Raw genomic sequence first — 14,093 nt, 5'->3', positions numbered from 1 at the left:
TGATACTAAAACGCCCGCATCAAGCGGGCGTTTTTTTATTTCTATAGAGAAACTATTTCTTCTTCGCTTTTGGATTTGGCATATCAGTAATGCTGCCTTCGAAGATTTCTGCAGCCAACCCAATAGATTCGTTAAGCGTTGGGTGAGCGTGAATAGTCAATGCGACATCTTCTGCATCTGCACCCATTTCAATAGCTAAACCAATTTCACCTAACATTTCGCCGGCGTTGGTTCCCACCATAGCACCGCCAATTACACGACCTGATTCTTTATCAAAAATCATTTTGGTCATACCGTTAGTGGCATCAGACGCAATTGCACGACCTGAAGCGGCCCACGGGAACGTAGCTGTTTCGTAACTAACGCCCTGCTCTTTCGCTTCTTTCTCGGTTAAACCTACCCAAGCTACTTCTGGCTCAGTATAGGCAACTGAAGGTATGCAACGTGGGTCAAAGTAGTGTTTCTTACCAGAAATTACTTCTGCCGCAACATGACCTTCGTGGACGGCTTTATGCGCTAGCATCGGCTGGCCTACTACATCACCAATTGCATAGATGTGCTCAACGTTGGTTTTCATTTGCTTATTAACGTTGATGAATCCACGCTCATCCACGTTTACACCAGCTTTATCTGCGTCAATTAATTTGCCATTCGGACGACGGCCAACAGCAACCAACACCTTATCGTAACGTACAGCTTCAGCTGGCGCCTGCTTACCTTCGAAGGTAACGTACAAACCGTCTTTCTTGGCTTCGACATTTGTGACTTTGGTTTCTACCATCACATTAAATTTATCTTTGTAAGACTTCATGAACACTTTCATGATGTCTTTATCTGCCGCAGGGATTAACTGATCTAAGAACTCGACCACGTCAATCTTTGAACCCAGGGCTTCGTATACCGTGCCCATTTCCAGGCCGATGATACCGCCGCCTAACACCAGCATTTTTTCTGGGATGTCTTTAAGCTCAAGGGCACCAGTTGAATCAATTACGCGATCATCTTCAGGAATGAACGGCAATGATACAGGCTCAGAACCCGCTGCAATGATTGCTTGTTCAAAGTTGATGGTGGTTTTGCCGTCTTTACCTTCCACTTCCAAGGAGTTAGCGCCAGTAAATTTACCGTAGCCTTGTACGTGCTTCACCTTACGCATTTTTGACATACCAGACAGGCCTTTGGTCAATTGACCGACCACACTGTCTTTATAGCTGCGTAGTTTATCCAGATCGATTTTCGGTTCACCAAAGGCAACGCCATGAGCTCCCAGGTGACTGGCTTCTTTGATAACTTTAGCCACGTGTAAAAGCGCTTTGGAAGGAATACAACCTACGTTAAGGCAGACGCCACCTAAAGTGTCTCGAGCGTCAACAATGACGGTTTCGATACCTAAATCGGCTGCACGGAATGCGGCTGAGTAACCACCGGGTCCTGCTCCTAATACGACTAACTGAGTTTTGATTTCGCTCATTGTGACCTCAAATCTGTCCTGTTTTTATAAAACGAATAAAGCCTGAATTTTAACGAGTCGGCTGTAGGGCGTAAAGCTAACTAGTCAAAAAGCCTCATAAAATGTGTAAAAAGTGGATAATGACTGCATTATCCACTCTAGTTCAATCAGATTTACAGTAAAATCTGTCTCAAGTCTTCCAGTACCTGTTTCAAATGCACGGCAAAACGTGCGGCAACGGCACCGTCAATAACTCTGTGATCATAAGAAAGTGATAAGGGTAACATCAGGCGCGGTTCAAATTCTTTGCCGTTCCATTTTGGTTTCATATCACTTTTCGACACACCCAGTATCGCCACATCAGGGGCATTCACAATAGGTGTGAACGCGGTTCCACCGATACCACCCAGACTGGATATGGTAAAACAACTACCCTGCATGTCCGCAGCCTTAAGTTTACCATCACGGGCTTTGATACTGATTTCCATCAGCTCTTTAGACAGTTCGTGAATACCTTTCTGATCGACATCGCGCACTACCGGCACCACCAGTCCCCCGGGGGTGTCCACCGCTATACCTATATGGTAATACTTTTTCTGAATTAAAGATTCACCATCTGCAGAAAGGGAAGTATTAAACACCGGATAGGCTTTTAACGCATCCGCTACCGCCTTCATCATAAATACCAGCGGCGTAATCTTAATTCCAAGTTTACGTTTTTCTGCCACTGCATTCTGATCTTTCCTGAACGCTTCTAAATCAGTAATGTCAGCCTCTTCAAATTGGGTAACATGTGGAATCGTCACCCAGTTGCGATGCAAGTTGGGCCCCGAGATCTTCTGTATTCGGGTCAGTGGTTTTTCTTCCACTTCACCAAATTTGGAGAAGTCCACTTTTGGCGGTGCGATAACCTGTAAGCCGCCCTCACCCTGCGCGACCGCTCCTGCGGTCGCTTTCGGACGTGACAATTCATATTTGACATACGACTGCACATCCTCTTTTAAGATACGATTCTTCGGTCCATTGCCAGACACCTGGGTCAGGTCAACCCCGAATTCTCGCGCCAGACGGCGCACTGAGGGAGACGCATGGACCTTTCCTGTCTTGGGTTTTTCTCCTGCCGATGGGTGGTGTGGTACAGGAGGCGGTTTTGGACGTCCTGCATCCTGCGCCGGTTCTGCCTTATCTGGCGTGGGTTGGGGCTTGTCCGTAGTAGGGGTTGTGTCACCACCGGCCACCTTGAGCATCAAAATCGCTGATCCCTGTGAAACCTTGTCACCCTGTTTAACCATTAATTTAGTTACAGTCCCAGCTTGTGGAGCAGGCACGTCCATGGTGGCTTTGTCAGTTTCTAACGTAATCAAACCATCTTCAGCGTTGATAGTATCGCCTTCAGCCACTAACACCTCAATGATATCCACATCGCTGGCGTCACCAATGTCTGGAACCGTTACTTCAATTTCTTTCTCTGCACCTGAAGAAGCAGAAGAGTCAGAGGAATCTGTTTCAGAGGCTTCAGCTTGGGACGGTGCAGACTGCTCACCCTCAGCAGCATCGTCACTGTCACCTTCGCTTTCCAGCATCAGAATTAATGACCCTTCGCTGACTTTGTCGCCAACTTTAACTTTTAACTCTTTAATTTTACCTGCTTGAGGAGCTGGTACATCCATGGTGGCTTTGTCGGTCTCAAGCGTAATCAGACCATCTTCTGCTGCGACCGAATCGCCTTCAGCCACCAGAATTTCAATGATCTCCACATCGGATGCATCACCAATGTCAGGTACTTTCACCTCAACAGTGCCACCAGAACTTGGCGATTTAGCTGCTGCTTTTTCTTGCGCAGGTTTATCTTCCGTTTGCTCAGTCCGTTCAGTTGTGTCGTTTTCAGGTTGCTCAGCCGCTTTATCCGCGTCGCTGGCACCCTCGTCAGCGTCTTCAGAGACTGCGATCTTAGCTAACAGATCACCTTCGCTGATTTTATCGCCTACCTTGACGCACAGTTCTTTTAGTTTGCCTGCAAATGGGGCAGGGATGTCCATACTGGCTTTATCACTTTCCACAGTAACCAGAGCACCTTCCTGCTCGACATCATCACCAGCATTAACACACAGTTCGATAACTTCAACGCCCTCTTCACCTAAGTCAGGAACGCGTACTTCTTTAATATTCGCCATATTAATGTTCTCCCTGATTTATGCGTAAAGCGGGTTAATTTTATCAGCGTCGATATTGAGCGATTTCATGGCGCCAGTCAGCGTCTTTTTGTCAACATCGCCCGCCTTGTATAGCTCGTATAACGCCGCAAAGGCGATATTATTGGCATCCACCTCAAAGTGCTTACGCAAATTGGCGCGGCTATCTGAGCGACCGAATCCATCTGTTCCTAATACACGGTAACTACCCGGCACGAACGCACGCACCTGATCCGCGTAGTTTTTGATGTAATCGGTAGCGGCAATCGTTGGCCCTTCGATACCTTCTGCCAGGACGTCAGTGATATAGGGCGTACGCTTGTCTTTATCGGCATGCAGCATATTATAGCGGTCACAGTCAAAGCCATCGCGCGCCAGCTCGTTGAACGAGGTCACGCTGTATACTTGTGATACCACGTCGAATTGCTCAGCAAGAATATCTGCCGCCTCGCGCACCTGCAGTAAAATGGTGCCTGAGCCCAATAGTTTCACCTTACGTTTGCGCTTCTTGTCTCCCACCGTATCTAGCAGGTAAATACCTTTTACGATACCTTCTTCAATACCTTTTGGCATTTCAGGTTGCGCATAGTTTTCGTTCATTACGGTAAGGTAGTAGAAGACATTTTCTTGTTCTTCCATCATGCGACGCAAACCGTCCTGCACGATAACGGCAATTTCATAGCCATACGTTGGATCATAACTTACACAATTTGGGATAAGCGCAGCCTGAGTATGGCTGTGTCCATCCTGATGCTGTAAGCCTTCACCATTTAAGGTTGTGCGCCCTGCGGTCCCTCCTACCAGGAAGCCTCGTGCCTGGCTGTCACCCGCTGCCCAGGCTAAATCACCTACACGTTGGAAGCCAAACATTGAATAATAAATATAGACAGGGATCATCGGCAGATCGTTTGTACTGTAGGATGTGCCCGCAGCCAACCATGATGCCATCGCGCCCAGCTCGTTAATGCCTTCCTGTAACACCTGACCTTTTTTATCTTCCCGATAATAGGCTACTTGATCAGAATCCTGCGGTTCATACTTCTGACCCTGCGAGGAATAGATTCCAACCTGACGGAATAAACCTTCCATACCAAAAGTACGGGCTTCATCAGGGATAATAGGCACTACACGCTTACCGATTTGCTTATCTTTAAGCATCGCAGTTAATACGCGAACAAATGCCATTGTAGTCGAGATTTCCCGATCGCCAGACCCTTTGGTTACCGCTTCGAAGGCTTTTAACTGCGGAGCTGGTAACTCTTCGGTACTTTTATCTAATCGGCGTGGCATAAAGCCGTGCAGCGCGTCGCGACGTGCACGAAGATATTTCATCTCTTCGCTATCATCGTCAAATTTATAATAGGGCAAGTTTTCCAATTCAGCATCTTTCACTGGAATATTGAAACGGTCGCGATACGCTTTTACCGCATTCATATCCATTTTCTTAACCTGATGCGCTATATTCTTGCCTTCCCCAGCTGCGCCCATGCCGTACCCTTTAACCGTTTTGGCCAGAATAACCTGAGGACGGCCCTTAGTATTTACTGCCCGGTCATAGGCCGCATAAACCTTGACTGGATCATGGCCGCCACGATTTAAACGCCAGATATCTTCATCTGACATATTGGCCACCATTTCTTTCAATTCGGGGTACTTGCCAAAGAAGTTTTCACGGGTGTAAGCACCGCCTTTGGCTTTATAGTTCTGGTATTCACCGTCCACTGTCTCATTCATCAAGTCTAGCAGTTTGCCTGAAGTATCACGGGCAAGCAGAGGATCCCAATAGCGACCCCAAATTACTTTAATGACTTCCCAGCCGGCACCTCTAAATGTACCTTCCAGTTCCTGAATGATTTTACCGTTACCGCGCACAGGTCCATCCAGGCGTTGTAAATTACAGTTGATAACAAAGGTTAAGTTATCCAGGCCTTCTCGCGATGCCAGGCCGATTGCTCCCAAGCTCTCTGGCTCATCACATTCACCGTCGCCTAAGAAACACCATACCCGTTGTTGCGAACAGTCTTTAAGACCTCGATTGGTTAAGTATTTTAAAAAACGCGCCAGGTAAATCGCCTGCATAGGGCCCAAGCCCATCGATACAGTAGGGAATTGCCAGAAATCCGGCATCAATTTAGGGTGCGGATAAGAAGATAAACCACCTCCTTCCGCTTCTTGACGGAACATATCCAATTGGTCTTCGCTTAGACGCCCTTCGATATAAGCACGCGAGTAGATACCCGGTGAAACGTGTCCCTGAATGAAGAGGAAATCGCCGCCGTCATTGTCATTAGGGGCGCGGAAAAAGTGATTAAAGCCCACATCATAAAGCATTGCCGAAGAGGCAAAGCTGGATATGTGTCCACCTAACTCAAGGTTTTTCTTCGATGCGCGTAAAACCATCATCAACGCATTCCATCGTAACGCATTGCGAATTTTCGCTTCGATAGTTTGATCACCTGGCATGGTCGGCTCTTGGCCCGGTGGGATGGTATTTATGTATGCAGTAGTGGCATCATAGGGTAAATGGGCACCATTTCTACGTGCTTTTTCAATCAATGATTCCAACAAAAAGTGCGCTCTTTCAACGCCTTCTTCTTCTAAAACCGACTCTAACGACTCCAGCCATTCTTGTGTTTCTTGAGGATCCACATCTTGGTGCATCATTTCAGTCATGGTGCCATCCTATTTTTGCTTATATAGAAAACCGCCTTCGACTATTTTATGAAGGCGGATACTAATGTTTAGTTTTACTTATAGTAAGCTTTTAAAGCTCACCCTTTTTACTATTCAACGTTGAATAGCTTATTTGTTACGACTCCAGCCGACGCAACGCACGCTGCACCCGACTGTCTCGCTGATTTATACTTAGCAATGTGTGTTCGATGTACGCCAGATGATCATTACATGCCTGTCTGGCGGCCTCGGGGTCACGTTTGGCAATTGCTGCAACGATGGTTTTGCGTTGCGCAGCTAAATTGTCATTCACGTCCACATGCTTTGACAATATCGTCAAATTACGTTCAATGTTATCCACCAACATGCTCTGCATGGTCCGCATCACATGCAAAAGCACCATGTTATGCGAGGCTTTAGCCATCGTGAGATAAAATTGCCCTAAGCCTTCTGCCAAATCGCGTAAAGATTGGCTTGAACCTTCGCTTGGAAGTTTCGCTAACGCCTCTTCCAAAGCGCTATAATCTTCGGGTTGCCCACGTAATGCCGCATAATAAGCTGACATTCCTTCCAGGGCATGACGAAACTCAAGCAAATCAAACTGGGTTTCTGGCCTGCGGCTTATTAATGCCATTAGCGGATCCATCACCGCAGCGTTTATGTCGCGGCTTACATAGGTGCCACCACCCTGCTTGCGTTCGATTAATCCGCGCGCCTGGAGATTACCAATTGCTTCACGCAATGACGGACGCGACACCTCAAACTGCGCAGCTAACTCCCGCTCAGGGGGTAGCTTTTGTCCCGCCAGCAACGAGCCATCTAAAATCATAGACTCCAATTGCTCGGTGATCACGTCAGCCAGTTTTTTACGCCCTTGATGCATCCTGTCTCGTCCAGTACGATTTTTGCGTGCTCATTTTGTAAACAAATCGAAGCGCCGCAGGTCAATTGGTAATACCATTTTACCCGCGTAGTGTAGGTGAGAAAATTAAATTGGTAAACTAGCACTCCACTTTTAAATAGGGGGGCTTACTTATACCAATGAAAATAAAACAGACATTTCATGCACTTACTGCAAAACAAGCACTGGTCTGACATCCAATATCTATTATTCAACTAGGCCTAGTATGGTTAAAAAGGCGACGATAACCACCAAGGTTTTGACTGTCCGTTTGGACAAATCAACATAACTTGCTGGATTGGAAATTGCCCCCTCCATCACTTCGTTGTCAGCCGTGGCTTTAGTAGCAATATGCGTAATAACATGCCTGGCTGAAACTGAAACATTGGTTAGATACTTCAGCCACGTGGGAAGCGCGCGGGTAAAATCGCCGATAAAAAGATAAATTGCCGAGGCAATTCTCGCAGGGACATAATCGAGCCATTCTGCGCACGTCTCTAATTGCTTTACGGGTAACTTGTTATTTTTCTTAGCAAGCTTCTTCCAGTCTCTGAGTAGTACGTATAACACAACTCCCGTCGCACCAAACGCTGCATACCATATGATAACCGCTGCATAATATTGATAATTGAGATACGCCAGCTCTCTGCCCATAGCGCGGTTAATGGCTTCAGAATTGTTCGCCGGGGTGGCCGGCAATATTTTCCCCGCGTACAAATAGCATGCTTCTGCATCGTTTCGGGTGAGGGCCGCGCGATAAGCGTGATAGTGATGGGGTAAGGTGGCATGTCGCACCCCTACAAAAAGAATTACACATTCAAGTAAAAATAGAAGTACTCCTGACAACGAAGACGTTAGCAGGTGGGTCATCAGGACAGGTAAAATGATGGCAAGCGCAAGTGCTATTACTTTGGTGGAGGCAGAAAACATGCGTTTTTCTGTTAACCATTTAGCGTATCCACTGGTGTAGCAAATAGAATAAAGGTGCGCGTTTCTACTTATCGTGCGGTCCAGTACTAGTGCAATTAAAATAATTATCAGGGTCATATTATTTGCCTTGGCTCACAGACTGTCTGAACTGGCCCCAGTTAAACGCCTCTCCTGGATCCGTTTTTCGTCCACATGCAATATCACTGTGGCCTACAATTCGCCCTAAAGTGATAGCAGGATAATGACGGATTATGTCGTTAGTCAGTGCTGCCAGACTGGTATATTGTTCTGAAGTGAAAGGAGTAGTATCCGTCCCCTCCATTTCAATGCCAATGGCGTAGTCATTACAACGACTGACGCCTTGAAAAGAAGATATTCCGGCATGCCATGCGCGTTTTGAGAAAGGCACATATTGTTCAACATCCCCACTTCGCCGGATTACACAATGGGCAGACACTTTTAGATGAGCAATATCTTTAAAAAAAGGATGGGCGTCAGGATTTAATGTACCAGTGAACAATGCTTCTATATGTTCGCCGCCAAATTGACCAGGCGGTAACGAGATATTATGAATAACCAACAGCGATATATCGATATCTTTGGGCCTTTCATCATAATAGGGCGAATGTTTTTGTGTAGCTGACTTATAGTAGTCGTATGGCACAGCGGGGGTTCCTTTACTAACAATGGGTAAAGTCTGACAGCCACCACTGCAATCTACAAGCGAAAATGCTATAAAGAAAATGATGTAATTGAGGTGAAAAGAGGCTTATGGCTGAATCGGGCGGAAAATGGATGTACATTATGGCGTGGGTCTGTGGTTTAGGCTTACTCGCTGCCGTCTTTAATAATGTACTGGAAAAACGCTACAACCCTAATCAACAGCCAAGTTCCTACCGTACCGGTGGTCAAATCGAAGTAAAGCTGAAGCAAAACCGCTTTGGCCACTACGTCACAAACGGCACCATTAATGGCCAAACTGTCACCTTCATTGTTGATACCGGTGCCACCGATGTGGCCATTCCTGCTCACCTGCAAAACAAACTATCACTCACACCGGGTCGCGTTGGGCTGGCTAATACAGCCAATGGAACAGTACGGATTGCTTTAACGGAAATTGACACGCTTACCATTGGTGATATCCGACTAAATAATGTAAGAGCGAATTTGAATCCGGGCATGTCGGGCGATGAAATTTTACTCGGTATGAGTGTTTTACGGCAACTGGAGTTTACTCAGCGCGGAGAATGGTTAATATTGCGTACCTTTTAATATAATTGGAATATCGCAATGAATCGCCCCTCACAACACGCTATCAGCAAGCAAGTGACACTCGCACTTGAGGAAGACTTAGGTGGCAGCATTGATATCAACAACGATATTACTGCATGCCTGATTGACGCACGCACTCAGGCAAACGCAAAAGTTATTACGCGAGAAGAGTGTACGGTATGTGGCCTGGACTGGGTGAATGAAACCTTTTCACAAGTCGATAGTAATTTGCAGATTACCTGGTTTGTAAAGGATGGGGACAAAGCCAGTGCAAATTCTACCTTATTCAGTGTTACCGGTAATGCTCGCGCTATCCTTACTGCCGAACGCACGGCGCTTAACTTTCTGCAAACATTAAGTGGCACGGCAACCATCACCGCGAAATATGCCCAGCTATTGGCCCACACTGACACCCAGATATTAGATACCCGCAAAACCCTGCCTGGTATGCGGCTAGCGCAAAAATATGCAGTTTTATGTGGCGGCGGCAAGAATCATAGAATTGGCTTGTTTGACGCTTTTTTAATAAAAGAAAATCACATTGCTGCTTGCGGCTCTATACCTAAAGCCATTGCCAAAGCCAAAGAGATGCACCCCGAAAAACCGGTGGAAGTAGAAGTAGAAAACTTTGATGAATTAAGCCAAGCGATTGAAGCTAAAGCAGATATTATCATGTTGGATAATTTTTCTAACGAACAGATCCAACGGGCAGTCGACATAAATCAGGCCCGATGTAAACTGGAAGTATCAGGTAATATTACCGACGAAAGGCTGTTTTCGCTCGCCAAATTGGGTGTCAACTACGTATCTTCTGGCGCCTTGACCAAACATGTTCAGGCCATTGATCTCTCGTTAAGGCTTGACATAAAACATTGAATAATTTAATTTTTTCAGAATAATGGTGAGAGGTGAGCGTGAGGATTTGAACTGGTATTGCGCACGCAAACTAGTCAAAGCTAACACTTACGTATAACTGACTATACTTGTCAGCAGCTAATTGCCTTCTATACTGAAAGCCAAGTACCGGGGTCGTAACCAAAATACAAACGCCTCAGGTATAGGTAGAAACGAAACTTAAATTGCTAACACAGCACGTTAAAACGTCCCGGAGAAAGACCATGAAACAAGTACAAGCTAACAACCAAAAAGGCTTTACCTTAATCGAATTAATGATCGTTGTTGCGATTATCGGTATTCTTGCAGCGATTGCTTTGCCAGCTTACCAAAACTATACCGAGAAGGCGAAGTTTACCGAAGTGACTAACGCCACGGCAGCGGCTAAGTTAGCGGTTGAAGTATGTTCTCAGACCACAGGCGATATCACGTCGTGTGACAGTGGCTCAAACGGTATCCCTGCCGCAGTAACCGCTGCAGGAAAAGTTCCTGGCGTATCCGTTACTGATGGTGTTATTACTGCTACTGCTTCACCTGATTCTAAACTTCAAAATGCAGCAAAAACTGGTGGCGCAACAATTGTGTTAACTCCGACTGTAGCTGCCAGCGGTATCACTTGGGATAAAGTGTGTGACCCGACTACTGCTTGTTAATTATTAAGTAATAATAAGAATAATTAAAGCCCAGTCCTCACTGGGCTTTATTGTCTGCAACCCCTTTCAATATTCTCAGGTACTCCACATGGCAAAAGCAGCATCAATTTTTGTCTGGCAAGGAAAAGACCGGGCGGGAAACAACCGCAAAGGTGAAATTTCAGCCACCTCTATTATGGAAGCTAAAAACCTGCTTCGCCGTCAGGGTATCTCCACTACGAAGGTTAAGAAATACGCAAAGCCTCTTTTCGGTGGTGGTGGTAAGAAAATTGAACCTGCCGATATCTCCGTTATGTCTCGTCAGATCGCCACGATGTTGGGAGCAGGGGTAACCTTGATTCAGTCATTGGAAATGATTGCACAAGGGCATGCAAAACCCTCTATGCGCAAAATGCTGGTTGAAATTACGGAAGAAGTTAAAGCCGGTACGCCATTATCCTCAGCTTTACGTAAGCACCCCCAACATTTTGATGACTTGTATTGTGACCTGGTCGCCACCGGCGAACAATCTGGTGCGTTGGAAACCATTTACGATCGTATCGCGGTATATAAGGAAAAAGCTGAAGCCCTAAAATCGAAAATCAAGAAGGCGCTGTTTTATCCAATCGCGGTTCTTGTTGTCGCCTTCATCGTGACCACCATCTTGCTAATTTTTGTTGTGCCACAATTTGAGGAAATTTTCAGTAGCTTTGGCGCAGAGCTACCCGCCTTTACGCAAATGGTATTAGGTTTATCTGCGTTTGTGCAAACCTATGGACTTTTCATTGCGATGGGAATGGGTATATGCGGCTATCTCTTTATGAAGCAATATAAGAAGTCGCTAAAACTCCGTGATAGTGTGGATAAGAAAATGCTGAAGATACCGGTAATCGGCGAAATATTGAAAAAAGCCAGTATCGCTCGGTTTACCCGCACTCTTTCTACCACCTTCGCTGCCGGTGTGCCCTTGATCGGCGCGTTAGACTCAGCGGCAGGTGCATCTGGCAACGCGGTATATCGCGATGCTATCTTGTTTATTAAAAAAGAAGTGGCTGGCGGTATGCAGATGAATACGGCGATGCGTGCCACGGCGGTATTTCCAGATATGGTTACGCAAATGATTGCTATCGGTGAAGAATCCGGTGCGGTGGATGAAATGTTAAGTAAAATCGCCACCATTTATGAAGCTGAAGTCGACGATATGGTCGACGGCCTGACCAGCTTACTGGAACCGCTAATAATGGCCGTTCTGGGTGTGGTCATCGGTGGCCTGATTATCGCCATGTATTTACCAATCTTTCAAATGGGTAATGTGGTTTAACCTGGTTTCGCAGCAATGCAAAATTCGCATTGTTGCCCCCTTTACTTTCTGGCACCCTTACATAAAAAATAAAGTATAAACCTTATGGACGCCCTGATTCAGTTAAGCCTTTCCAGCCCCCCCTTTTTTCTGGGGCTGGTTTTTGTTGTCAGTCTTATGGTTGGCAGTTTTTTAAATGTCGTCATTTATCGCCTGCCAATAATGATGGAGCGAAGCTGGAAAGCTGAGTACCAACATTATTTTGAACCAGAGGTCAGCGTAGAAAAACAAGCTACGTTTAATTTGGTTAAGCCTGATAGTACCTGCCCTCAATGCCAGCATAAAATTCGCGCATGGGAAAATATCCCTTTACTGAGTTACCTGTTGTTAAAAGGCAGGTGCGCTAAGTGTCATACTCCTATTTCGATTCGCTATCCACTGGTAGAACTGTTGACCGGCTGCGCCGCCACTTTTGCCGCCTGGTATTTCGGGCCATCGTCGCAGGCGCTGAGCGCTGTTCTTCTTACCTATGTATTGATTGCCCTCATTTTTATTGATCTGGATAAAATGCTGTTGCCGGATCAATTAACGTTACCGCTATTATGGTTTGGCTTGGTACTGAGTACTCAAGACGTATTTGTCTCACCTGGACAGGCTATTGCGGGAGCGGCAGCGGGGTACTTAAGCTTATGGACCGTTTACTGGCTATTCAAGCTGGCAACGGGTAAAGAAGGAATGGGTTACGGCGATTTTAAACTACTTGCTGCGTTGGGTGCCTTTACCGGGTTGATGGGGCTTCCTATTATAATTTTGTTTTCTTCCTTAGTGGGCGCTATTTTCGGAATTATAATGATGGTGACCCAAAAGAAAGGTAGTTCACTGGCGATTCCTTTCGGCCCTTATCTTGCCATTGCGGGGTGGTTAACCCTTATGTTTAAAACTGACATAGCGTCGGCATATTTAAACTGGGTATTGCTGTGAAGATGCCTCAAGCAAACAAATATGTGGTGGGATTAACTGGCGGAATAGGTAGTGGCAAGTCGGTGGTTAGTCAGGAGTTTGAAAAACTGGGCATCGATGTTATTGATGCGGACGTGGTAGCGCGCGACGTCGTCAAAACCGGCACTCCGGTTTTAAACGAAATTGCCGCACATTTTGGTAGCGAAGTTTTACATTCAGACGGGTCGTTGAATCGTGCCTTACTCAGACAGCGAGTATTTAATGATGACGCCGAGAAACGTTGGTTAAATGGGCTTATCCACCCTGCGGTTCGCGAACAAATGATGACGGCCATACAACACACTACAAGCCCCTATTGTGTGCTCGCGGTCCCTCTTTTAATCGAAAATAATCTTACCACTATGGTAGATCGGGTATTGGTGGTTGATTGCCCTGAGACATTGCAGATAGAGCGTGCCAGTCGACGGGATGGCAGTGATAGCAAACTCATTGAAAACATAATGAGAGCCCAGATATCACGAAAAGAGCGAATAAAAGCCGCAGACGACATTATACTAAACGATGGCCCCCTAAACCGAATACCGTTTCTGGTAAAGTCTTTACACAGCCAATATCTGTCATTTTCTGCGACAAAGAGATAAAGGCATCTAGCATCTCAAAGTAAAGGATGAGCCGCTTTACCTGTACCGTAAAGCATAATCTGATCACTTCCCTCCCCTATCTTGTATAATACTCACCTGCGTTACAGCGAACTCACTTTGCGCGTGGGTTTTCAATGTGAAAAACAATTTGGTGAAGGTCAGTAAGATCAAATAAATCAACATTAACTGGCCGGCAAATTCGCAAGTGCCGCAAACTGAAAGTGATGAAATCCTCTTGGCTTGCGTTA

Annotated in this window: 12 protein-coding genes; 6 read left to right on the top strand and 6 right to left on the bottom strand. The window is 46.0% G+C overall.

The genetic code is table 11. The annotated features are described in order from the left end of the window. Positions 1-52: 52 nt before the first annotated feature. From lpdA to ampD, 6 genes are all read right to left on the bottom strand, one after another. On the bottom strand, positions 53-1,471 hold the full coding sequence (gene lpdA, locus OPS25_RS01050) for a dihydrolipoyl dehydrogenase (RefSeq protein WP_265615791.1): 1,419 nt from the start codon (positions 1,469-1,471) through the stop codon (positions 53-55). A 152-nt stretch (positions 1,472-1,623) separates the two neighbouring features. Next, positions 1,624-3,624, bottom strand: a complete 2,001-nt coding sequence (gene aceF, locus OPS25_RS01045) for a pyruvate dehydrogenase complex dihydrolipoyllysine-residue acetyltransferase (protein WP_265615790.1) — start codon at positions 3,622-3,624, stop codon at positions 1,624-1,626. Between the two features lie 18 nt (positions 3,625-3,642). After that, positions 3,643-6,315 (bottom strand): pyruvate dehydrogenase (acetyl-transferring), homodimeric type, encoded by a 2,673-nt coding sequence (gene aceE / locus OPS25_RS01040; protein WP_265615789.1) that lies wholly within the window; start codon positions 6,313-6,315, stop codon positions 3,643-3,645. Between the two features lie 136 nt (positions 6,316-6,451). Then, the gene (locus OPS25_RS01035; protein ID WP_265615788.1) at positions 6,452-7,198 is read right to left on the bottom strand and encodes a GntR family transcriptional regulator; all 747 of its coding nucleotides are present in this window, start codon (positions 7,196-7,198) and stop codon (positions 6,452-6,454) included. A gap of 225 nt (positions 7,199-7,423) precedes the next feature. Then, positions 7,424-8,263 (bottom strand): regulatory signaling modulator protein AmpE, encoded by an 840-nt coding sequence (gene ampE, locus OPS25_RS01030; protein ID WP_265615787.1) that lies wholly within the window; start codon positions 8,261-8,263, stop codon positions 7,424-7,426. A gap of 1 nt (position 8,264) precedes the next feature. Then, a complete protein-coding gene (gene ampD / locus OPS25_RS01025; RefSeq protein WP_265615786.1) occupies positions 8,265-8,810 on the bottom strand; it encodes a 1,6-anhydro-N-acetylmuramyl-L-alanine amidase AmpD in 546 nt (181 codons plus the stop codon). 107 nt (positions 8,811-8,917) lie between these two features. Between ampD and OPS25_RS01020 the strand changes: the two genes are divergently transcribed. From OPS25_RS01020 to coaE, 6 genes are all read left to right on the top strand, one after another. Beyond that, positions 8,918-9,418 (top strand): retropepsin-like aspartic protease family protein, encoded by a 501-nt coding sequence (locus OPS25_RS01020; protein WP_265615785.1) that lies wholly within the window; start codon positions 8,918-8,920, stop codon positions 9,416-9,418. 18 nt (positions 9,419-9,436) lie between these two features. Next, entirely contained in the window at positions 9,437-10,294 is an 858-nt protein-coding gene (gene nadC, locus OPS25_RS01015) for a carboxylating nicotinate-nucleotide diphosphorylase (RefSeq protein WP_265615784.1), read from the top strand. A gap of 242 nt (positions 10,295-10,536) precedes the next feature. Further along, positions 10,537-10,965 (top strand): pilin, encoded by a 429-nt coding sequence (locus OPS25_RS01010; RefSeq protein WP_265615783.1) that lies wholly within the window; start codon positions 10,537-10,539, stop codon positions 10,963-10,965. An 88-nt stretch (positions 10,966-11,053) separates the two neighbouring features. Continuing rightward, positions 11,054-12,265: a type II secretion system F family protein gene (locus OPS25_RS01005; RefSeq protein ID WP_265615782.1), complete on the top strand. Its 1,212-nt coding sequence runs from the start codon at positions 11,054-11,056 to the stop codon at positions 12,263-12,265. 84 nt (positions 12,266-12,349) lie between these two features. Further along, a complete protein-coding gene (locus OPS25_RS01000) occupies positions 12,350-13,225 on the top strand; it encodes a prepilin peptidase (RefSeq protein WP_265615781.1) in 876 nt (291 codons plus the stop codon). A 2-nt stretch (positions 13,226-13,227) separates the two neighbouring features. Then, positions 13,228-13,845 carry a dephospho-CoA kinase gene (gene coaE / locus OPS25_RS00995; protein ID WP_265615780.1) on the top strand — a complete coding sequence of 206 codons (618 nt, stop codon included), beginning with the start codon at positions 13,228-13,230 and terminating at the stop codon, positions 13,843-13,845. The last annotated feature ends 248 nt before the right edge of the window (positions 13,846-14,093 follow it).

The organism is Alteromonas aquimaris, from assembly GCF_026183695.1.
Classification (GTDB): domain Bacteria; phylum Pseudomonadota; class Gammaproteobacteria; order Enterobacterales; family Alteromonadaceae; genus Alteromonas; species Alteromonas aquimaris.
Note: the sequence above shows the minus strand (reverse complement) of the source record. Positions and strands in the feature narration are given on the sequence as shown.